This is a genomic window from Rhodococcus sp. MALMAid1271 (assembly GCF_049195265.1).
In the GTDB taxonomy this organism is placed as follows: Bacteria; Actinomycetota; Actinomycetes; order Mycobacteriales; family Mycobacteriaceae; genus Rhodococcoides.
In genome coordinates, this window is sequence record NZ_JBMIRQ010000119.1 from 48903 (window position 1) to 70671 (window position 21769).

Consider the following 21769-nt stretch of genomic DNA (forward strand, 5'->3'; position numbering starts at 1 on the left):
CTATGTTGTCCCCGAATCCCAGCGCATTTCAGATACTCGAGGACACGGAACAATACCTTGGACGAGAGGTAATCGTTGACTTGAACATCACCGGAATCCTCAAGTCGGCGGAAACAACCAACCCGTACGGACGCTCACAAGTCCGACTCGTCCTGCAAGACCCCCTTCACTGGTAAAACCGTCGACGTTTATCTCGAATTCAACCGTGGAGTGCAGGTTCGAATCTAGGTTCACCGAGCACGAGCAATACCCCGGAACCTTTGAGTAATGGGAGACTCAATGATATGCACGAAATAGGTCGTCGATACGTATTGCCACCACACGACGGATTCGACCTCACCGTGCACCTCGAAGCGGATACCGCCTGCAACCCTTACGACTTCGCAAATCAGTTCTCCAAGGCAGACCTCAGAACCTGGAACTTGACGTTGCGGTTCGTCGGCGTGATGGTCGAGGCTTCACAAAAGGGAGACACGCTCGGCCACGCTGTGGCGTGGGTGCAGCCACACGGCGAGATGGGTGACGGAAAGCTTCGAGATGCACTCGGTCGCTCGGGAAACCGTTGGCGCAGTTCGATCCCGGCAAGATCATCACCGACCTGTCAGTGTCTTTGGCGGTCGATGGAGACTGCCTCGCTGATACCGCGACCCTGCGCGAACAGAACACAGCGCCGTCTTCGGAAAGGTACCCTCCGACCCGACTGTCTCCCGGCTGATCAGACCACGTCGACGTCACCCGAAAGGCGCGCGCGCAGCTGCCGTTCACCTCCAGCGGCTGCCCCGGTAAGAAAGTACGGGTGCGCACCGACGGCGTCGAAGCCAGCCACGCCTTCCTGTCGTGGCTGCACAACAGGCGGGCGTCCTATTCGATCGGGTTCGGTCTCACCGACACTATGGTCACCCCGCTGCGCGAGGTCCCCAACAGTGCGTGGTCGGCCGCGATCGACACTGACGAGAAGGTCCGCGATGGCGCCTGGGTAATCGACGCCACCGGCCTCATGACCTCTCGACATGGCCACCGAGAATGCATGTGGTGATGAGAAAGGAGCGCCCGCACCCCGGCGCGCAGTTGCGGTTCACCGATACCGACGGACTGCGGCTCACTGCATTCGCCACCAATACCGCCGGCGGTCAAGTCCAGGACCTCGAACTGCGGCATCGCCGCCGTGCCCGCTGCGAAGACCGAGACCGAAGTTCCAAAGATACTGGCCCCGAAAACTTTCTGCTGTACGCCTTCGACCACAACCGGATCTGGATCGCTATCGTCGAACTCGCCCTCGACCTCACAGCATGGACGCAGATGCTCGGATTCACAGACCACCACGCAAGCCGGTGGGAGCCGAAACGGCTAAGCCTGCGAATCTGTTCCGTCGCCGGACGCATCGCCACCCACGCCCACCGAACCCACCTTCGGCTGTCGATAGATGCCGCGTGGTCGGCCCTGATCGTCAACGCACTGACCCGATTGGTGGCGCTACCCGCACCCGCCTGACCACCGGTCTTCACCCACACGATGCGAAAGAATCCGTCTCGGACGGTGGAACCGAGCGCCGGACCGACCGACATCGGCCGCCACAGCACGCCCAATCGAGGTGAGCGCAATCGAAATTCGCAATTTCGAACCGCTCAGGCGACCACGTCAGCAGGACGAAAGATGGAGGCTAGGGTGATCTAGTGCACGCATCACCACGGTGTGCTTGAGCTATCAGTGCCAGAGCAGTTGGCAACAGAACTAGGGAGCAGGACCGCACCGCATGACTCGGATTTTCGACAACATCGACGTCGACCTCGGGCCCCACCTCATCGAGACGTTCGGATCTTCGGACCGCATGGACGCCGCAGTTGGTTACTTCAATCTTCGAGGCTGGGCGACGTTCGCCGACGCGGTTGACGCCAAGCCCGCAGGGAGCGAGCCGATCATGCGGGTGCTGGTCGGTATGACACTTGCCGACCCAGACGAACAGGTTCTCTGCGCTCTCCAGAGCGACCTTGAGGGCTCCGAGGACGACGACGGTATCGACGGCGAGGTCGCCCGCGCCCGCCGCCAAGCCGCGCTCGTTAAGTTCCGCACCCAACTTATGCGGGGCATCCCGAATGCCTACGACCAGAAGAGCCTCCGGCGGCTCCGGAAGCATCTGGTGGACGGCCAGGTCCGCATTAAGTTGTTCACCCGCCGCCCACTGCACGGGAAGACCTACCTTTGCCACCGGAAAGACGCCAACCTGCCCATCGTCGGTTTCGTCGGTTCGTCCAACCTCACCATGTCGGGCCTTCGGCACAATTACGAGTTGAACGTCGATGTGCTCGATTTCGACGCCGCCAAAAAATTGGACGCCTGGTTCCTCGCCCGCTGGGAAGACAAGTTCTCCATCGACATCACCGGCGACCTCGTCAAACTCATTGACGAGTCGTGGGCAGGTGTTGAACCCCTGACGCCACACGAGGTGTTTCTTAAGGTCTGCTGGCACCTGTCCCGCGACGTTCGCGAGGGTTTCATCGAATACAGCCTCCCGCCGTCCATGCGGGAGAAATTGCTTGATTACCAAGTCAATGCTGTCCAGACGCTAGCCCGCCGCATCTACCACCGTGGCGGGACCATGCTCGGCGACGTTGTTGGCCTTGGCAAGACCCTTACCGCTGTTGCCACGTCTCTGATGCTACGTGAGGAGTACGGCTACTCAACGCTCGTGCTCTGCCCGAAGAATCTGGTCAGAATGTGGCAGGAGCACCTCGACGCTTACGATGTTCCGGGCCGAGTTGTTTCCTATTCCCAGGCGCATCGTGACCTACCAGAGATGCGCGCCTACCAATTCGTGATCTTCGACGAGTCTCATACGATGCGCTCCGACAAGCGCCGCGACTACCTACACATCAAGGACTACGTCGAAAACGCTGGCAGCAAGGTCCTCCTGCTAACCGCGACCCCGTACAACATCCGGTTCACCGACGTTGCTAACCAGTTGGGTCTGTACATCGGCGATGACGATGACCTGGGTCTGCAGCCGCTGTCGGCGATGCTGAAGAACCCTCGCCTTGCGGAGCAAGTCGACTACAAGACCAACACTCTGCTTGCGTTCCGTAAGTCCGAAGAGGCCGACGACTGGAAGCGGCTTATGTCCGAGCACCTCGTACGCCGCACCCGGTCTTTCGTCCGCAACAACTACGGCAAGACAGACCCGGAGAATGGGCGCGACTACTTGCTCTACCCCGACGGGAGTCGCTTCTACTTCCCCGAGCGCACCCCGAAGCCGATCGACCACTCCTTCGGCGATGAGGATCCCGCCGCTGTGATGTCGTCGGACCACACCCTCAACACCATCGACGGACTCCTGCTCCCGCGTTACAACCTCGGCGCCTATGTGGACGCGAAGGCCCACAAGACGCCCGAGGAGACCGAACTTATCGAGCGCCTCCAACGCGCTAGCGGCCACCTGACGGGCTTTATTCGAACTGGCCTTTACAAGCGCCTGTCCTCGTGTGGGCACTCCTACGTACTCTCGGTAAACCGACACCTGGCTCGCAACAACATGTGGCTGTACGCCATCCAGAATGACCTGCTCCTCCCGGTGGGCACCGTCCTTGACGCCATGTTCAACAGTGCGCAAGAAGACGAGAATGAGGCCAACGAGGACGACAACACCATCGGCAACGCCAAAGCTGATTATGAGGCACTCAAGAGGCGCAACCCGAGCAGCGTGACCTGGGTGAGGCAGGCAGTGTTTAAGCGCGCGCTCCCCATCGACATCCAACGCGATTCCGACGATTTGCGGAAACTGCTCGACACGTACGGCGAGTGGACCACAGACGTGGACTCGAAGGTCGTCGCACTCATCGAACTCGTAACCAAAACCCACGCCGACGAGAAGGTCCTCGTTTTTACAGAGTACAAAGACACCGCTGTATACGTTGCCGGGGCACTGAAGAAGTGCGGGGTCGAGAAGCTTGCCGTAGTGACCGGCGACACTGAAGACCCCACCGGCACCGTACGCAGGTTCGCCCCCGTCTCGAACCGGAAGCCGAACGATCCCGAGGATGTCTCCGCTGACGTGGACCAGCACCGCATCCTCATTGCGACCGACGTTCTCTCTGAGGGCCAGAACCTACAAGACGCCCACATCGTGGTCAATTACGACCTCCCGTGGGCCATCATCCGGCTGATACAGCGCGCCGGTCGAGTCGACCGTGTGGGTCAAAAGGCCGAAGAAATCCTGATCTACTCGTTCTTTCACGAGTCGGTCGAAAACGTCCTCAGCTTGCGCAAGCGCATTAAGGACCGTCTAGCTGCCAACGCCGAGGCGTTTGGGTCCGACGAGGTGTTCTTCGGTAGCGAGGACGAAACTAAAGCCATCGAGAACCTCTACGAGGGGCAACTCGACGACACCGGAGTCGACACCGAGGTCGACGCTTCTAGCCTCGCCTACGAGGTCTGGTCCCGTGCTGAAGAAGAGACGCCGGACCTTGCCCGGAGGGTCACCGAACTGCCCGACTTGGTGCACGCCACCCGCGCCTCGACAACGGCCGACGACATTCCCGGCTTAGCCTGCTACGTGCGTACTGAGAACGACACCGACGGGTTCGGCTTCGCCTCCGAAGAAGGTGACCTGCGGCTCCTCACCGGACATGAGGCGCTCCGAGTTTTCCGGTCCGACAGGGGTACGCCTGGTGTGCCGATGCGCGACGACTACTTCGACCTAACGGCCGCGCTTGCCCGAGGCCCCCTCGCGAAGCCAACGACCATCGAGGGCCGCTTGCGTGGTGTCCGCAAGCGTGTCTGGCAGCGACTGAACGGCAACTTCGTCAGCCTGAACTCTGACGTCGGGGACGCGCTCGACGCGTTATTCCGTCGCCCCCTCACCAGGGACGCCGAACGTCGCCTCAAGTCGGCCCTCGCCACCCGGGCAAACGACGACGACCTTGCAGACCTCGTCGCGCTCATGTATCGCGACAACCGACTGGTAATACCAGACACGGCCGGGAGCGATCCCATCCGCATCGTATGCACCATGGGGGTGATCCAGTGACCACCCGTCTTGACTACGTGAATCGTGGCGACATCTCCGCCCTCTTCCGAGAGCAACTGGGCTGGAACCGGCCGGACATTACCGCGCCAGTGCCCATCGAGGTCGATGAAACGATCTACGAGGCCCGCCAGGTCGCTGGGTACAAGGGGGTCAGGGTATGGCAGGTCGGCTGTGTTCCGGATGCCCGCACCCAGCGTCTCATCGACGCAGAACTTCGCAGAGTCTCGGACGAACGCCTCATCGTCTTTCGCGACAACCTCGCTCAGGAGTGGCGCTGGCCCCAAGTCGGCAACACGCAGGGTTCGGGCCAGGCCCGCCTCGTCGCACACACCCACGTTGTCGGCACTGACAATCCTGCATTGGACCAACGGCTCGCCATGATCGAGATTGGCTTCTCCGAGTCGCCGACCGTACCCGAGCTCCTGCGCCGCATGCGGTCAGCATTTGACGCGGACAGGGTCACCAATGAGTTTTATAAGAAGTTCCTCAAGCAGCACGACGCCCTCGTAAAGGCCATTAGCGGACTCGACGTCGAGGGTGACCGCAAGTGGTACTCCGCGCTCCTGATGAACCGGCTCATGTTCATCTACTTCATGCAGCGAAAGGGGTTCATGGCCAACGATCGTGACTACCTTCGCACCCGGCTCACTACCCTCCGCACACAAAGCGGCAGCGGGCAATCTTATGAGTTCTACCGCCACTTCCTGCTCCCGATGTTCCACCGCGGGCTGGGTGCTCCCGGTCTACGAATCACAGACCCAGCCATCAAGGGACTCATTGGCGACATTCCCTACATCAACGGTGGGATTTTCGCCGTTCACGAACTCGAAGCAGCCGACCACGACATCCAGATTCCCGATGAAGTGTTCGAGTCGATCTTCGATCTTTTCGACTCCTACCAGTGGCATCTCGACGACCGGCCAACCGGCAACGCGAACGAGATCAATCCAGACGTACTCGGCTACATCTTCGAGCAGTTCATCAACCAGAAAGAGCAAGGGGCGTATTACACCAAGGACGACGTCACGCACTTCATGACGACCTCGACCCTGCTTCCCGTTTTTCTCGAAAGACTCCAGGCCAGGACTGGCATCAACCCTTGGGATTATGTTGCAAAGCAGCCCGCTGCCTACGTATGGGACAGCTTAATGTATGGCCTCGGAGAGCCTGTCCCCAGCGAGATTGATCACGAGCGCAAAGCATTCCCGCGCCCGGCATGGAACGGCCGCGCCCCCGAAACACATGGCTTCCCTGGTGAGACGTGGTGGGAGGTTGAGCAGCGCCGCACCCACTACGACGAGATCCTCACTCGCGCGCAGGCTGGCGACATCGACACCGTCGACGAGGCTGTTACCGCAAACCTAGATCTGGAGTCACTAGCCACCCGCGTCATCGACGGCATGGACACACCAGCGAACGTCGTCGCCGCTTGGCGCATTCTGTCGGACCTCAAGATCATCGACCCGACCTGCGGTTCGGGTGCGTTCCTGTTCGCCGCCCTCAAGATCCTGCTCGACTTGTATGACGCGGTCATCGACGCCGCACGGGCTCAGTCATTGACATCATCGGACTCCGAACTTCACGCCCTGATCGCTGAGGTCAACGAGCACACCAACCAGACGTACTTCATTCTCAAGCACGCCATGCTTAACAATCTCTATGGCGTCGACCTCATGAAAGAAGCCACCGAGATCGCTCGGCTCCGACTTTTCCTAAAGTTGGTGTCAGCGATTGATGACCGCAGGGACCTAGAACCACTGCCGGACCTCGACTTCAACATCAAGTCCGGCAATGTCCTCGTCGGCGCACGCACCGTCGATGAGATCGAGGACGCCAGCGACATCTTCGCGGCTCAGACCATCGACGCCGTCATCGAGAAAGCGAACGAAGTCAGCGCCGCGTATCGAGAGTTCCGCGACATCCAGGAGGCCGGTCGACCCAGCGAAGTGAAGGCGGCTCGCGACACGCTGTCGTCCCGCCTTGCCGAGGTCCGCGACATCGTCAACGAGCACTATCACTCGGTGCACGGCATCCGAGGTCCCCTGTCCGGGTGGGTGCGAAGCCATTCCCCGTTCCACTGGTTCATCGAATTTCCTGAGGTGTTTGCCGCCGGCGGCTTTGACGTCGTCATCGGCAACCCGCCCTACGTCGGCAAGCGTAAGGTCAAGGGCTACACGTTTAAGGGATTCGCGACCGACGACACACCGGACATCTACGCGCCGTGCACCGAAAGGGCGGCGCAGATTACCCGGTCGGACGGTCGCATGACGCTGATCCTTCCGATCTCGGCACAGTTCGGTCGAGACTTTGCCTCGCTCCGTAAGCAACTGCAGAAGCGCTTCGGCACCCTGTGGGTGAGCGCATTCTCGCGCAACCCTGCCGCACTGTTCTCCGCTGGACTAGGGGTTCGTTCAACCATCGTTGTCGGGTCCGGCGACGGATCAACGGGGAACACGCTTTACGTGACGAAGACCCACCGGTGGTTCGACGACTTTCGGCCCGCAATCTTCGAGACCTTGACCTATGGCAACCTGAACAGCGTCAAGGACCTCGTCGGCTGGGCACGCGTCCCGAGTGAGGAACTTAGTGACATTTTTGCGATTACCGTGGGCGGCGGTGGCCTGGGACAGTTGGCGGCCCGCCGAGGCACAAGCGTCCTCGGATTCAAGAACATCGCCCTCTACTGGCTTGCAGTGTTCCGCGAGGACCCCCCGGCCTACGAGTTGGACCTCACGCCGTTTACCGACACGCCTATCAAGCACCTTTACCTCGCCTCCGACGACGACGCACGCCTCGCACTGGCCATCGCTGCATCCAAATTGGGTTTCGTGTGGTGGTACTGCACGGGCGACGACTTCAATGTCACCGCGGAGACGATTAAGAGCATTCCGGTGAACGTCGCCGCGCTCAGCGCGGACAGTCGGGAGCGCCTGCGAGATCTCGGGGACGCCCTCGCCGCCGACTTCCCCAACCACGTGCTGTTCACCAAGTACGCCGGGAAGTGGATGGGCAACTTCGTTCTCTCCGAGATGCGCGACATCACGGACCGGATCGATGCAATTCTGGCCGCTGAACTTGGTTATTCGAGCTTATTGCCCGCCCTTGAACACGCCTACTACTGCGCCTACAAGCCCACAGGTGATAGACCCGGCACCCTGCGCTACGACCCCGCGAAGGCGGGGGTTGACCCTGATGCTCTCGCCCTGGTTACTGACCCCAAGTAGCGCATGCTGGCACCACGGCGTCACTCCCGGCCAACGACGATTCCAATGCGCCCGACGTTACATCGGGGCCAAAGAACTCCGTCGCAGAAGCGACGAGTCCAAATTCAGCTGCCCGGTGCGCCCCTAAACTCTTGACAGGAGAACAGCAGTCGGCCTAAATACTTACTAACTGGGCTCCACGCTTTGAAGATATTTCGAATGCCCAGCGACAATAGCGGAGACGTCGTGGTCGTGGATGCGGGCGAACTCGGTACGGAAGCCTGCGAACCCGACCGCCGTTTGTCCACCCTGCGCGGCCGGATAGGCGTACTTGAGGACACCGTCGTTCGATGAGTGATAGTTGTGCACAGCACCGGTAACCGCTTTGCTGAGAAGCCGCCAGTCACCCTTCGACCCGATTGCGGCGCCTAGGAGGTGGACCGTGTCAATCTTCGGCCCGCTCTTCGATGTCGCAAGGGTCTCGGCCGCTGTGGCCGCAACGCGGGCACCGAGGCTGTGTCCGACAAGCACGTAGCTCTTTGCATCGGTTCTCGCTAACAGCCCTGCCAGAGCCACACCTGTTCGGTCTGCCTTGACTTTTGCAGTATGCCAGGGGTTCTTCGCAACGGCAGCTATCGCGAGGGCGGGTGCCAACGGCCCCAACTTCTTCGCGCCTGCTCTTGTCGCCTTTGCCGCCAGCCCCTTGAGCCCCAGCGCCGCAGCGGGTTGTCCACCTATTGCTTTGACCATCGCTGCTAAGTCTCCGAGATCATTGCTCCCCCAGTGAACTCGATAGATCGGTGAATCCGGGTAGCGTCGTGCGACAAGCTTCTTCCAGTCGGAACGTGTGTCTGTCCCTTCGCTAAACAGTCCATTCGCGACGATCACGGCTACCCCGGAGCCCGGCTTGATCAGTTCGATGTTGAACGAGTTGTCGGCACCGATGTAAGCAGTTGTCACCGAACTGCCCAGCGCACCGCCAAGGGCTCCGCCAACGGCTGCGACGACTGCTGTCCCGCCAACCATCCCCAGCCCACCCGCAGCGATCGAGCCACCACCAAGCAGAGCCAACCCGTAACTGCTGGCCGCGGCCCCGGCGTAGCCACCCCCCGCGATGCTCAGACTGCCGATTGCCCCGCCGATCGCCGGGGCAGCAAGAAAAGCACCGGTCGCGAGTGCACCCGCGGAGAGAACGGAGATCGCTGCGACACGTGACCCTAGTGCGAGGTTTCGACGCTCAAAATCGAGGAATTCGTGGTAGTCCTCCAACGCCCCGAAGTTCGCCGACGCTTTTTCGAACCCGGGGATCTCATGCTTGTGCTCGGCGCAGTACCGCGGCACCAGTACCGCTGCGAAACCTCGCGTGGCCATGTTGGCGCATCCCGGACCTGCGCATCCCAGTGTCGGCGAACCGCACGATTCGCACAGGTACGCCGGGATCGTGCCGAATCCTTGCGTCAAGCGTCGATGGTCGCTTCGGGTGAAGCATGCTGAACACCAGGAATTCTTTGACGTTGTCCCTAACTTATCGACTAGTGCTGCGATGCCAGCCGCAGTCTTACGATGCGCCGTTGCCTGCTTCTGATGGCTTTCCCGCTCAGCGCCGTCGGTAAGGGTGCGGTACAGGTGATCGTGCTTGGCGAAGGCCCACGCGTTGTGGACCAGTGCGGGGTTGGTGCCCAATGCGTCGTCACCCAGGACGCGAGGCTCCAGGTCGTCGAGTGCGCCGTTGCAGCGCATCGTCAAACCTTCCGGGCTGCGAACCTCGCATTCGAATTCGCCGTTGCCGAGTGAGCGAAATACGACCTCTGTGGACATTCCCACCATTTGCCTTCCTGAATTCTTTGACCAGCCTCGAAGCAAATCTATCGAGTGTGTTCGGCTCGCTACAGGTTGCCCTCTAGTAAATGAACGCCGGCCACGTTTGGTGACCAAGCCCACAGCATGCGTGGGTGGGAAACGCCGGGTGAGACGGCGACACGTTGCTGTAGGACGTGAACCCCACCGTCCTCGACACCGAGAACCACGTGTAGCGCGGGTGAAGGCTTGAGCTGGTTGGCGCGATGACGGCATCGCACGCAATGGACTCGAGAAGACCGCGAACCACGAACACATGCCCGGACAGCGTGCTCGTTGCGGGCTGGCCGGCAACCGGTGCGGTCACGTGGCTCCTCGTGCAGATCGATTCGAGCAGAGTGGAAGGCACGAACATGAACGCGAGATACGTGCAAAGCGAATTCGATTGACGATCAGCGGTTTTGGCTCGGCTCGCTCACGTGACCATTCCCGCTCTGAAGGCAGCCAGTGCCGCCTCGACTCGATTGCGCACACCGAGTTTCACGAAGATCCCGGAGATATGGGTCTTCACCGTGGTCTCGCTGAGGTACAGCTCGGAGGAGATATCGGCATTGGTCGAACCAGTAGCCAAAATACGCAGCACATCTCGCTCCCGCGGACTCAGCACGTCCATCGAAACCGATGTCGTGGCCGCCGGCAGCGTCGACGTCTCCACAATTTTCCGCAGCGAATCCTCACTGAACAACGTGTTGCCCGATGCCACTGCTCGAACCGACTGATGGAACGTCTCGGGTGCCTCGCTTTTGCTCAGAAAACTGTGCGCCCCAGCCTCGATGGCCCGGACCACCAGATCGTCCACGTCCATCGCTGTCATCGCAATGACCTTCGGGGGATGGGCCAGCGTCATCAACTCGCGGGTGGAGTCCAGTCCACCTATGCGGCGCATCTGAAGGTCCATCAACACCACGTGCGGCCGGAACGCCGCCACCGCAGCAGGCACCTGGTCGCCGTCCTCCACGTCGGCCACCACCGAAATGTCCGGGGTCTTCGCGAAGATGTCCGTCACTCCACGCCGAACGAAGGGGTCGTCGTCGACGATCAGAACTGTGATCACGGCTGGCGCTGTCATGGTTCGCTGAGCTTAGAACGCGACTCCGACACTGCCCGTCAGGAGTACCACGGCAACCAGCACGACACCACGAACTCGCCGGGCTGGGCACCGGCGGTGAACGTACCGCCCACTCCCTGGACCTGTTCGGTCAATCCCGCCAAACCCGTGCCCGACCCATGCGCAAAGGCCGGTTGCCCCATCAGCTGATTGCGCACATCGACGCGCACGCCCGTCTGATCAGACCCGTACACCGCCACCCGAATGGTCGAACCGCCAGCGTGCTTCTGCGCGTTGGTGAGCGACTCCTGCACCACCCGATACGCCACATGGCTGCTCGCAGCGCCGATCTCGCCGGGCGTCACATCGAGCATCAGCGACGTGTGCAAGCCCGCGTCACGCGCCGAGTACACCAGATCGGAGATGCCCTCGACACTCTGCCGGCCACCGCTCGAAGCATCGGCCGATCCCCGCAGCACGCCGATAATGCGCTTCAACTCATCAAGCGCATCGTGCGCAGTCTGCCGAATCATCGACGCCGTTTGAGCTACCTTCTCGGGTCCATCGCCGCTGTTGACCTGCATTCCGCCCGCGAACAACGAGATGCGGCTGAGGCTGGCAGCGAGAGTGTCGTGCATGTCGCGGGCAATGCGGGCACGTTCCGCGTTCAGCAGCATCTCCTCACGAAGAGCGTTGGACTCTACCGTCGCCTTGTCTCGCGTGACCACGGCCTCCGTCAGGTCGGACCGCGTGCGGCGCAGTATTGCTCCACCCACGACCAACCCGACGAGCACCGCCGCGACGACCCACGGAATCCACGCTGGGACGTCCCACTCCACCGGAATGGACCCGTCCTCGGCCTTCGTCGAACCGAGGGTCAGCACGGAGTAGTACCGACTGCGATGCGCGTCGTACGTCAACGACACCCCGCACGCGACGTTCACCGCGGCTGCGGCCATTACCAGCAGCTTGGTTCGTGCGAACGCACCGACAGCAAACAGGGCAATCAACGCCGCTGTCGCATCGGTGGCGAAGAACAGTGGACCGGCCAACGCCAGTCCCAGAACCACCCATGGCCGTTCGTGCCGCCAGATCAGTGCGACACCGGCGATCAGGTTGAGCGTGACGCCGATTCCTAGGTTCCAGCCCGGCGTCCCGGATGAGCCCGCCAACCCGGCGGTCATCAACGAGCAGAACAGGCTGAAGGCCACTGCCGCCGTAGTCCAGGCCTTGCGGCGCAGGGTGCCTGTCCGGTGGGTGCTCACGAACTGCAGCGTACGGCCGAGCACCGACACCGTGAATCGTCCGAACGGCCCGCATGACCGATCGGATGCGACCGAAAGGAGGAGGCACACCGTCCGGTCTGCCGAGGCGCGGACACGGCCGACTGCGGTGTGGTTGATGCATCGCCGAACGAGAGGAATTTCGACATGACCAACCACAACCCGAACCCCCAGCAGCAGCCGTACGCCCCGCCCGCTCCCGAGCAGAAGAAGAGTTGGTTTGCCCGGCACAAGATCCTGACCGTCACACTGGCAATCGTCGTGTTGGGTGTCCTCATCCGGCTCATCGGTGGCGGTTCCTCCGAGACCCCGACGGCTCCCGCGCCGGCCGGATCCTCGGACTCGGAGGCCGCGGCTCCTGCAGCACCGGCCGAGCCGGGGCGGCCGGCGATTGGAGTTCCGGTGCGCGACGGCAAGTTCGAGTTCGTCGTGACCACGGTCGCACCACCCGTCGCGACGGTCGGCTCGGAGTACTTGACGCAGACCGCTCAGGGCGAGTTCGTCCAGGTGACGATGTCCGTGCGCAACATCGGCGATCGTGCGCAGAGCTTGGACGCGTCCTCGCAGAAGTTGCTCGACGCGGACGGCAAGCAGTACTCCGTCGACAGCCTTGCGACTGCCTACCTCGACGAGGGCATCGGCTACGAACAGATCAATCCGGGCAACGCGCTGGACACGACCGTCGTATTCGACGTCCCCGTCGGGACCGTGCCTGCCGAGATCGAGGTGCACGATTCGGCCTTCTCGGGCGGTACGACAGTCGCACTTCGGTAGCCGTCGCTAGTCGCTCTCCGTTCTCTCGATTCATCTATAGCAGTTCCGGTTGCGTCCTAGGGAAGGACATCATGACCAACTCGACACTTTTTCTCGTGGCCGCATTGCTCGACCGGTCCGGCTCGATGCATTCCGTCGCCGACGACACCCGTGGCGGGTTCGACTCGTTCATCGCCAAGGAGCGTGAGGCCGACGGTCGGAACGTGGTCACCCTCGCGCAGTTCGACGATCGGTACGAGCTGGTCTACGACAACACGCCCATCAACGACGTCGACCCGCTCGTGCTCGAGCCGCGGGGCAGCACCGCGTTGCACGACGCGATCAGGCGGCTCGCCAGCGAGGTCGGTGCGGGTCTGGACGCGATGCCGGAGGACGGGCGTCCCGGCTCGGTGATGGGGCATGTGATGGCCGACGGTCACGAGAACGCGAGGCGGGAGTGGACGAATTTTGCTGTGCGAGAGCTGATCGAACGGCAGGAGGCCGAGTACAGCTCGGACTTCGTGTTCCCGGGATCGAACATCGACGCGGTCGAGGTCGGTGCCGATCTGGGTTTTCAGCGCGGCAAATCGAAGACGTACGTCTCGACGTCGGTCGGCGTGACAGCAGCCTTCGATTCGGTGGCGGACTACCAGCAGCGGAAGCGTTCGGCCGGTGTCGATGCGTGTTCGGTATCGGCATTCAGCACGGAGGACCGCAGACGAGCGCTAGGGGAATAGGAGGGATGGGCGATGTCAACCGAAGGCGCTGCGAAGCCCGACGCTCGCCCGGTCTGGGGCTGAAGGGAACGCGTGCACGGCGACGCTGGGCGGCGATCTCACACGAGATTGGGAACAGCAGAAGCAGCGGCTGCGTGAAGTAATCGCCCGCGTGACCCCCGCTAACAGATCAGAGTGCGGACAGGTGTCGGCTCCCCGGCCCAGTAGCGCTGCGGTAACAGCGCTAGTGGCGAGGAAGTCGCGGCCGTTGTAGTACTCGAACATTGCTGAGAGACGATGTTTCGCTCGGGAACTTAATTCGTTGCCGTGCAACCTCATCCGCTCTCAAGCCCAAAGACTCCATCGTCACCGCTCGGCCTGTCACCGTCTCGACCAGAGTCCGGGCTGCCACCTCGGCCACACCGTCGAGACTGACGAACGGGAAACTTGGTGCTGAGGCTATATGGCACAGGAAGATTCGTTCTTTCGCCGGTCAGACCTACCTCGAAGTTCTGCGCGTTGTCGACCACCAACAGGGTGCCCGATGCCAGCTCCGCTCCGAACCGAAGTCGTGAGGACAATACAACAAATGGAACAAAGATCGAGGTTGGTGGGCGCGGGTTACTGAATCTGTTGAGGTACCAACCGGATCGGGCCAAAATTGGACAGGTTTCCGTAGATTACGGTACCGGAGGTTAGATCGTTCAGCTTCCAGACGCCACTGTAAAAGTCACTGACATTGAGCGGGTGCGGTTCGGCATCCTTGTACTCAGTGCCGGGGAGTTCGACACGGTACGTTCGACCAGCGTGATCGAATTCGACTTGGATCTGCAATTTTGGGGCGCGTGTTTTACTGCCAAAAGCCATGGTGGTCCATCCTTTTCCGGTGGTTGCCATGGAATAGTTACACAGAGTATTCGCGATGTCTAGTCGTACGTTTGGCTTAACATGGACCGGTCTTAGTCAGAAAAGTCTCTTGAAACCTGAAACTCGGATTCTCGGCTTTTCAGCCGCAATGGGGGTGGTCGGTGGTTGATCGTGTTTGGGGAGTCGAGCTCTTCGATCGTGGACTCGACCGTGACCTCACTTCCGTGGCCTCTAATCGGAAACCAGGAAGGGTCAGGCTGCCGTCTCGGCCAGGCTTGCTGTCCAATCAGTGAATATTTGTCAATGGCTCGACAGAGCTGATAAAAAAATGAAAGCTGTTCTTACCGCCACCAGCAACGCGGCTGTCACAACCGAGGCAATGGACACCGCGAGTTCTGTGGTTCCCACATCGCCACTCCAGAAGTCCGAGGAAAACCCTCATGGACCTGTCTACGCCAGTTGCTTTGGCGACGAAGGGTTGGTCGTCTACGTTCTGAATATCGACACCGGAAAAACGACGGACATTGCGTCGTTCCCTTCTTATGGTGGCGGCTATGGTGCTTGCCTGGACTTCAACATGGGGAGCAGAGGGCAAGAAGCTAGGCCGAATTTCAACTCGGATTTCACACAGGTCGCGGTAAGCCTAGGGGGCGATGGTATCGGATATATGAAATCGGGCACAGATGACGTGGTAAATGTCAGCAGAATGGGTAAATCGGGCAGCCCATTCGTAGCATTCCATGCGGCTCTCGGATCCTGCTTTCGATTCCAGTGACAATTTGATTGCGCAACGCTTCGAGATTGAAGGCCATACTTACCTCACATTCGATGTGGATAGCGGCGAGGTGATCGGCACAGCACCGGGGTCCGAAAACCATCCAGCGGCGATATACCTGCCGATAGGATCCGTCGGATGCTCTATAGCGTGGGATATTCGTGACACCAACGCTTACCTACGTCTTGCGCAGTCCGATCAGACCGGCGACGGAAGCGTGTGGAAGTGGGAGGCACCTCGCCAGCTGGGGGAGGGTGAGACACTCTCCTATCTGGACGACGGATGCATTCCAGGCGTTGGTGAGCAACTGTCTCCAGAGAGTGAAAATCCGATCGGCGATGTTGCGGCAGATCCCAGTGGCAGTAGTGTGCTTTTTAGCGTGGCTCCTGCGCTCTACAGTGAGGGCAGTCATCGTTTCTTCGAAGTAAAAACGAGTGGCGGCGCATCCTCCTCTCCCCGTGAGATAGTCATGGAACCGGGAACGAGACTTCCGGCGGGCCCTGTCATCGATTGGATATAGTCGAGGCTAATCGGTTCTTTTGTCGGAATCCTTGGGCCGATCAATTTGATTGAATATTAGCATCTCCATCGAAATGCTATAAGTTGCAGACTCACCTCTGAAGGATGGGAGCCCACTGCGCTATTCGATCTTCGGACAGGTCAAGTTGCCTGAATCCGCAAGGCAGAAACTTCGACAGCTCAAGCTGGCACCACCCGCTTGAAGACGTCAAGTACGACCACGGTCGCCATGCGCCGGGGTTGGTCCGTTAATCGATTAACCTGAGGTGCTTTGTGGGTGCTGCCGAAATTTCCCTCGCGGCATACTGGTTGAGATGAGGCTGACCCTCTCCCCGGGGAAATGGCATGGCGGTCCGAATCGGACAATTCGTTCATTCATTCGAACGACGGCCGATTGGAGTATGGAATCGACAGGCGAGCCGATTTACGCTCGCAGGGAGTGGAATCCGAACTGCAAGGAGCGCAGAAGATGGCTGCAAAGCACAAGAAATCAAACGCGACAGTCGAAATCGAGTCGACGTTGAGCGCAGACGCGGTAGCAGCTTTGTGTCAACAGCTTGCACCCTCGGTTCAGGGTGTACGCCTGGAGGGCGCAACTCCAGGACGTGTGCACTTCTCGATTCGCGGCCTTGGCGGTTTCTCGGAGTTGATGACATTTCGGGTCGACATTTCTGATACCCCTGGTGGTTCGCGAGCTACGACCAGGATTGAGTCGTTCAAAACTACCCAAGAAACAATCATGTTCATTCCGGTAACGCCGAAATCTCTCGTCGGCTATCGAAGCTATCGCAACTTTGCTGTCAAACTGGGCGAAGAGGTGCAGCGTGACGATCCGAGTGCCAGGAGCGTGTTTACCGAGCGGCCTGTCGCAGGAGCATCGTGATGAGTGCCATATTTTTCTTGATCTTCGTCGGTTTGGCTATTGCGGGTGTGTGGTCGACGTGGAGCTTCTGGACTGACGGCCAGTATCGGCGTAATGCTCCACCGGCCGACCTGAGCGGCTTCCGGTCGCAGGACCACGATGTCGATGACAACATCAGGCCTGACTAGAAGCCAGGCCGAGTAGCCTGTTGTCCTTCGTCGGTGCACGACCTGCGTCGCTGCCTTCCCATTGAAGTACCAAGGTCAATCTGTGGCCCCACTTCCGTCGTGGAGTTCCTCCTACGCGAGGGCGCCCACAGCATGGTGTCGGCAGGCGGTGAGGTTTGCGTCCTCCCTTCGGCCACTTCGGTCGCCGTAACGAGTTTTTACAACTTGTGATGGATTCCGCTGTTGCGTTGACATCGGTAAGACGGCGTCAGCGAGATACTGCCGTCCGGCGATGATCGTGGTGGGATTCGGCGACCGACAACGGTTTCAGCTCGTTGGGGGGGTGTGCTTGAGCCGATGATGGTCTTTGGCGCTTGTAGATGCGACCATTCAGCGGTGGGAGAATCAACTCGACCGTCGAACGAATCCTCGTCCCCGCGGGATCATTCATCGCCGCCTTCTTTTCCTGCACCTGTGTTCAAGTCGGATGCTTCCCCGACTCAACCTGTTAGGACAGGCCGGTCGCCCAGGAAGCAGATTTTGGCGGTGGGAGGGGCTCTCGTGATGCTCATTGCAGTCGTCGCAGGCGCTTGGTACGCCGTAGCTGCCACCTCATCGTCGGACACGACCGCGGTGGGTGCGGAGATACCTGCGCAGGCGCAGCAGCCGTCTACGCTGCCACCTCCCAACGTGTCCACACTTCAGACGACTGTCTCGGTGGTGCCCGCGCCACAGGCTGAAGCCTCGCCGGCATCGACTCCAGAGGCAGCCGTTCCAGTAGCGCCCACGCCACAACCGGCAGCGGCGGTGCCGCCACGAGGCGACCTGCAGCTGGAGACGCCGATGTCCGTGCCGCGTTGCGACGGTACCGGCATCGCCGTTCTTTATTCGGCGACCAACCCGGCGACGTATGCGCAGGAGATTGCGTCACAGTTGGCATCGAACGTGGGTTCGTTGTATCTCCGTACAGACAACGCTTGTGCCTCTCTTCGGCAGCAGACTGCAGATGGAAATGCGATCTATGCCGTCTACCGTACCGCGGGTTCGACGGAGCAGTCAGTATGCGCTGCCGTCGACGCAGCGGGTGGTGCTTCGTACGGCAAATGGTTGGATTCGACCACCGATCCGAGCTACATCATTCCGTGCTGAGTATGTGGTCCGACCTGCGGTTGTAACAGACCTATTGGTTTGGCGATCTATTTCGAGTGAGATCCGCTGCACTGCGCTCGGACGCCAGGAGGGCACCTCGAATGATCACGCTCCGCCCCGCCGCTACTGCGGGACGTCCGACCAGCATGTGTAGACCCATCTCTGTCGGAGGAGGTCAGTCCGTTTGTCCTTCGTGAAATCGGTGAGTCGGCGAATTGCTGACCGGACCTCGACCGCACTCACCGTCGCTTGGTGAGTTGGAGTCCAACTGAAAACGGAAGTGTCGCCAGTGTTTTAAGATTTCCGCGAGACTGCAGCGGGTAATTTTGATCTACTTCTACGAAAGGCTTGGAGGGCTTGTGTCTGAGGAAATGCGCCCGGATATCGCTGCCGCGTGGGATCGCGTCGGGGACAAGATGGGGAAGAAACGGGACATCAAAAAACTTCCCGAGTACCTTAACGCCGGCGAGACCGTTCTCGTGATGGCCGGTGGCCGAACGGGTAACAACAACGGCCTTCTGGTCGCGACCAGCCGGCGTGCACTGTTTGTTTCGGAGGGATTGGTAAACCACAGTCACGAGGACTTTCCGTACGACCGGATCTCGTCGGTAACGACGACTCGCGGGATGCTTCTCGCGAAGATCGTGATTCACACCGGCGGTGCGTCTCGCATCATCGAGAACATCGGAAAGTCCGAGGCCGAGGCTGTTTCCGCGATCATTCGCGAACGTGTAGAGGCCGTGACCAGGGAACGGTCTCAACCGCAGCAGTCCGCACCCAGTCCGACGGCTACACCGACCGGTATTGCTGCCGAGTTGCGTGAGCTGGCAGAACTGCGGGATTTGGGCGTCCTGACGCCCGAGGAGTTCGAGGGTCAGAAGCGGAAACTGCTGGATCGATAATTGATCGGCCAGGCGGCTGTGATGGATAGGTGCCGGTGGATGCCTTTGTCATTCATTCGGATGACTTTGCTGCGTTCCTGCTCCGCTCCACTGAGGTCACCGGACTCACAACTGCACTCTCGCAGAATCTCTCCTCGTGGCGGAGACCGTTGGCACATTTCGATTCTGGCAAGATCATCACCGACCTGTCAGTGTCGTTGGCGCTCGGTGGAGACTGCTTCGCTGACATCGCAACACTCCGCGAACACAGCGCCGTGTTCGGCAAAGTGCCCGCCGATCCGACCGTGTCCCGTCTGATGGCTGTGTTGGCCGCAAATGTCCCCGCAGTGTTGCGCGATCGACACCGCTCGTGCATCGGCGCGAGCCGCGGCTTGGGAACACGCCGGCGAACACGCGCCCGATCATCATGTTACCGCTCAAAACCCGATCGTCATCGACCTCGATGCCGCCCTCGTCACCCCGCACTCGGAGAAAGAAGCTGCAGCCCCGACCTACAAACGAGGCTTCGGATTTCATCCCCTGTTGGCGTTCGTCGACCACGGCGTGGGCGAGACCGGTGAACCCGTCGCAGCACTGCTACGGCCCGGCATCGCCGGCTCGAGCACGGCCGCCGATCATCTCAAGGTCATACGAAAAGCACTGGCAAAGTTACGCTCTGCAATCGGACCTTGTCCGGGCCGGACGGTGATAGTCCGTACCGACGGTGCCGGAGCCAGCCACACATTCATGACATGGTTACACAACAAGCGGGTGTCTTACTCGATCGGCCTCGGGCTCACCGACGCGATGGTCACCGCGCTGAGCGCTGCTTCCCCGAAAGTGCGTGTTCGGTCGCCGTCGACCATGCCGAGAAGGTCTGCGACGGGGTATGGGGCATCGACGCCACCGGCCTTCTCGACGTGGCCGACCGGGATACGCGTGATCATCCGAAGGAACACCCGGACCCCGCAGCGCAGCTGAGGTTCACCGACGCCGACGGGCTTCTATGACCGCGTTCGCCACCAACACCGTCCGCGGTCAGGTCCAAGATCTCGAATTGCGGCACGTCGCCGCTCCCGCTGCGAGGACCGCATTCGCACCGCCAAGGACACCGGGCTGACCAATTTTCCGTCGCACGGGTTCGACTAGAACCGCATCTGGTTGGCCATCGTCCAGCTCGCTCTCGACCTGATGGTGCGGACTCAAATGCTCGGCTTCACCGAAGACGCAGCAAGCGGGTGGGAACCGAAGATTATTCGCCTGCAGCAGTTCTCGATCGCGGGCCGGGCCTCCACTCATGCCCGCCGAATCCACCCGCGCCTGTTGAAGAACGCGACGTGGTCAGCCCTCATCGTCACCGCGTTCACCCGATTGACGGCGCCACCCGCGTCCGCCTGACCGCAGTTCACCGACACCATAACTACGAAGAATCCTTTCCTCGACCCGTGGAGCCGAGCGCTACCGACCGACATCGGTCGCACCATCGTGCCCCGGTGGGTCCGAAACTCAATCTCGACCCACTCGGACCAACACGTCACCGCGGAGAAAGATCGAGGCTAGTCCCGCCGGTGTAGCCGGATCAGGGGACCAGCAACATTACGGCCGGACGCGGCGTTTCCGTAAATCGGGGCCGCCGGTTTAACGGCACTGGCGATGTCGAATTAAGCGAAGACGTCATGGTCGACTCCCGCGTCAGCCTGATCACTCCGTCATTCATTCGCAGTATTTGCTGTCGTCGGTTGGGTTGATACGTGTGCGCGGTGCTAGCTTCAGCGAAACAGGACATGGAGGACAAGTAGATGCGAACCAATGGGCTCATGCGCAAATTAGGCACCATGGTGGTTGGAGCAGGGCTCATTCTCGGGACCGGGGCGTTCTTTGCGCCAAATGCATCGGCTGACTCCATTACCCCGGCCTTCGGAGTGCCGCAAGGTGTGGACATGGGTCAGGTAACCATTTCGACTGCCCCGGGTGGTTTTATAGACTTACGTATTTCCGGCCGTGGGGACGCCGTCAACACGTATGGCCCAGCGGGCAACGGTTGTTTCGTGTCTATGGGAAACAACGTCGACACAAGGTTCATCGAGCTTGACGCATTCGGTAACGGCACGACGAGATTCGGCCCGTACGGCGACGGGAGTTACGCGATTTCTGGAATTTGCGGGAGCCGTGACATCTCTGCACGGAAGCCGTTGATTTCCACCGACGACCGCAAAGACGGCGTAACGGTGACGATCGACGGGAGCCCGACGAGGGTGACGGGTGGCACCGCTTCGGTCATCGGGGCGATCCCCGCTTGGTGGGAAGGCAATATCTTCACGGATTACCGCGAGTGCGGCGCGCTCGCGCAGGGACTGCTGGACTCGTCGAAGACAGTGCCGAATCTCCCGGGGGTGCGCAAGGTATCCGACTTGATCATTGGCGGTCTGAGTGCAGCTGTGTCGACCTCGTGCGCAGGCCTGGCCGGACTCACGGGTGACGCACAGGCGTCGGCACAGAACTACTGCAATGCGTTCTCGACAGCATGGGGGCAAACGGCGGGGCTCGCCCAGTTTCCGGCTCCCAAACTCCTCGCTCAATGCAACTGATGTTTTCGGAATTCTAAAGGTTATGTCTCGGCCGGCGTGGCCGCTTGCTGTCGAACAGGCGGCATGGGGTCGCGCCGGGAC

The 21769-nt window shown here is 60.6% G+C and carries 16 protein-coding genes and 1 pseudogene; 14 read left to right on the plus strand and 3 right to left on the minus strand.

What is annotated here, in order from left to right:
- Positions 1–556 precede the first annotated feature (556 nt).
- From ACOQFP_RS22805 to ACOQFP_RS22815, 3 genes and pseudogenes are all read left to right on the plus strand, one after another.
- A pseudogene (locus tag ACOQFP_RS22805) lies at positions 557–1491 on the plus strand (transposase); the annotation flags it as partial.
- Between the two features lie 262 nt (positions 1492–1753).
- Positions 1754–5020 (plus strand): helicase-related protein, encoded by a 3267-nt coding sequence (locus ACOQFP_RS22810; RefSeq protein WP_421585627.1) that lies wholly within the window; start codon positions 1754–1756, stop codon positions 5018–5020.
- Positions 5017–8244 (plus strand): Eco57I restriction-modification methylase domain-containing protein, encoded by a 3228-nt coding sequence (locus tag ACOQFP_RS22815; RefSeq protein ID WP_421585628.1) that lies wholly within the window; start codon positions 5017–5019, stop codon positions 8242–8244. Before ACOQFP_RS22810 ends, ACOQFP_RS22815 begins: the two co-directional genes overlap by 4 nt.
- Positions 8245–8409: 165 nt before the next feature.
- Here the strand turns inward: ACOQFP_RS22815 and ACOQFP_RS22820 are convergent, their stop codons facing one another.
- The 3 genes from ACOQFP_RS22820 to ACOQFP_RS22830 all read right to left on the minus strand — a co-directional run bounded on the left by ACOQFP_RS22820 (position 8410) and on the right by ACOQFP_RS22830 (position 12423).
- The gene (locus tag ACOQFP_RS22820) at positions 8410–9594 is read right to left on the minus strand and encodes a DUF726 domain-containing protein (protein ID WP_421585629.1); all 1185 of its coding nucleotides are present in this window, start codon (positions 9592–9594) and stop codon (positions 8410–8412) included.
- Positions 9595–10495: 901 nt separating this feature from the next.
- Positions 10496–11149 (minus strand): response regulator, encoded by a 654-nt coding sequence (locus ACOQFP_RS22825; RefSeq protein ID WP_421585630.1) that lies wholly within the window; start codon positions 11147–11149, stop codon positions 10496–10498.
- A gap of 38 nt (positions 11150–11187) precedes the next feature.
- Entirely contained in the window at positions 11188–12423 is a 1236-nt protein-coding gene (locus ACOQFP_RS22830) for a sensor histidine kinase (protein ID WP_421585631.1), read from the minus strand.
- Positions 12424–12558: 135 nt separating this feature from the next.
- Between ACOQFP_RS22830 and ACOQFP_RS22835 the strand changes: the two genes are divergently transcribed.
- The 11 genes from ACOQFP_RS22835 to ACOQFP_RS22885 all read left to right on the plus strand — a co-directional run bounded on the left by ACOQFP_RS22835 (position 12559) and on the right by ACOQFP_RS22885 (position 21688).
- Complete coding sequence (locus tag ACOQFP_RS22835) at positions 12559–13185, plus strand: DUF4352 domain-containing protein (protein WP_421585632.1); 627 nt, start codon at positions 12559–12561, stop codon at positions 13183–13185.
- A gap of 71 nt (positions 13186–13256) precedes the next feature.
- On the plus strand, positions 13257–13901 hold the full coding sequence (locus ACOQFP_RS22840) for a VWA domain-containing protein (RefSeq protein WP_421585633.1): 645 nt from the start codon (positions 13257–13259) through the stop codon (positions 13899–13901).
- A gap of 1135 nt (positions 13902–15036) precedes the next feature.
- A complete protein-coding gene (locus ACOQFP_RS22845; protein ID WP_421585634.1) occupies positions 15037–15522 on the plus strand; it encodes a hypothetical protein in 486 nt (161 codons plus the stop codon).
- On the plus strand, positions 15488–16042 hold the full coding sequence (locus ACOQFP_RS22850) for a hypothetical protein (protein ID WP_421585635.1): 555 nt from the start codon (positions 15488–15490) through the stop codon (positions 16040–16042). Before ACOQFP_RS22845 ends, ACOQFP_RS22850 begins: the two co-directional genes overlap by 35 nt.
- A 438-nt stretch (positions 16043–16480) precedes the next feature.
- Positions 16481–16924 (plus strand): hypothetical protein, encoded by a 444-nt coding sequence (locus tag ACOQFP_RS22855; RefSeq protein WP_421585636.1) that lies wholly within the window; start codon positions 16481–16483, stop codon positions 16922–16924.
- Positions 16924–17091 carry a hypothetical protein gene (locus ACOQFP_RS22860; protein ID WP_421585637.1) on the plus strand — a complete coding sequence of 56 codons (168 nt, stop codon included), beginning with the start codon at positions 16924–16926 and terminating at the stop codon, positions 17089–17091. Before ACOQFP_RS22855 ends, ACOQFP_RS22860 begins: the two co-directional genes overlap by 1 nt.
- A gap of 822 nt (positions 17092–17913) precedes the next feature.
- Positions 17914–18219: a hypothetical protein gene (locus ACOQFP_RS22865; RefSeq protein ID WP_421585638.1), complete on the plus strand. Its 306-nt coding sequence runs from the start codon at positions 17914–17916 to the stop codon at positions 18217–18219.
- Between the two features lie 326 nt (positions 18220–18545).
- Positions 18546–19121 (plus strand): PH domain-containing protein, encoded by a 576-nt coding sequence (locus tag ACOQFP_RS22870; RefSeq protein WP_421585639.1) that lies wholly within the window; start codon positions 18546–18548, stop codon positions 19119–19121.
- Positions 19122–19436: 315 nt separating this feature from the next.
- The gene (locus ACOQFP_RS22875) at positions 19437–20081 is read left to right on the plus strand and encodes a transposase (protein ID WP_421585640.1); all 645 of its coding nucleotides are present in this window, start codon (positions 19437–19439) and stop codon (positions 20079–20081) included.
- 180 nt (positions 20082–20261) lie between these two features.
- Positions 20262–20498 carry a hypothetical protein gene (locus ACOQFP_RS22880; RefSeq protein ID WP_421585641.1) on the plus strand — a complete coding sequence of 79 codons (237 nt, stop codon included), beginning with the start codon at positions 20262–20264 and terminating at the stop codon, positions 20496–20498.
- Between the two features lie 401 nt (positions 20499–20899).
- The gene (locus ACOQFP_RS22885; RefSeq protein ID WP_421585642.1) at positions 20900–21688 is read left to right on the plus strand and encodes a hypothetical protein; all 789 of its coding nucleotides are present in this window, start codon (positions 20900–20902) and stop codon (positions 21686–21688) included.
- Positions 21689–21769: the final 81 nt, after the last annotated feature.

What these genes read in the sequence shown, in the direction of transcription:
- ACOQFP_RS22810 (WP_421585627.1), top strand. Translation starts at nt 1,754, where the DNA reads ATGACTCGGATTTTCGACAACATCGACGTCGACCTCGGGCCCCACCTC.
- ACOQFP_RS22820 (WP_421585629.1), bottom strand. Translation starts at nt 9,594, where the DNA reads ATGGCCACGCGAGGTTTCGCAGCGGTACTGGTGCCGCGGTACTGCGCC.
- ACOQFP_RS22825 (WP_421585630.1), bottom strand. Translation starts at nt 11,149, where the DNA reads ATGACAGCGCCAGCCGTGATCACAGTTCTGATCGTCGACGACGACCCC.
- ACOQFP_RS22835 (WP_421585632.1), top strand. Translation starts at nt 12,559, where the DNA reads ATGACCAACCACAACCCGAACCCCCAGCAGCAGCCGTACGCCCCGCCC.
- ACOQFP_RS22840 (WP_421585633.1), top strand. Translation starts at nt 13,257, where the DNA reads ATGACCAACTCGACACTTTTTCTCGTGGCCGCATTGCTCGACCGGTCC.
- ACOQFP_RS22850 (WP_421585635.1), top strand. Translation starts at nt 15,488, where the DNA reads ATGCGGCTCTCGGATCCTGCTTTCGATTCCAGTGACAATTTGATTGCG.
- ACOQFP_RS22860 (WP_421585637.1), top strand. Translation starts at nt 16,924, where the DNA reads ATGAGTGCCATATTTTTCTTGATCTTCGTCGGTTTGGCTATTGCGGGT.
- ACOQFP_RS22865 (WP_421585638.1), top strand. Translation starts at nt 17,914, where the DNA reads ATGTCCGTGCCGCGTTGCGACGGTACCGGCATCGCCGTTCTTTATTCG.
- ACOQFP_RS22875 (WP_421585640.1), top strand. Translation starts at nt 19,437, where the DNA reads ATGTCCCCGCAGTGTTGCGCGATCGACACCGCTCGTGCATCGGCGCGA.
- ACOQFP_RS22885 (WP_421585642.1), top strand. Translation starts at nt 20,900, where the DNA reads ATGCGAACCAATGGGCTCATGCGCAAATTAGGCACCATGGTGGTTGGA.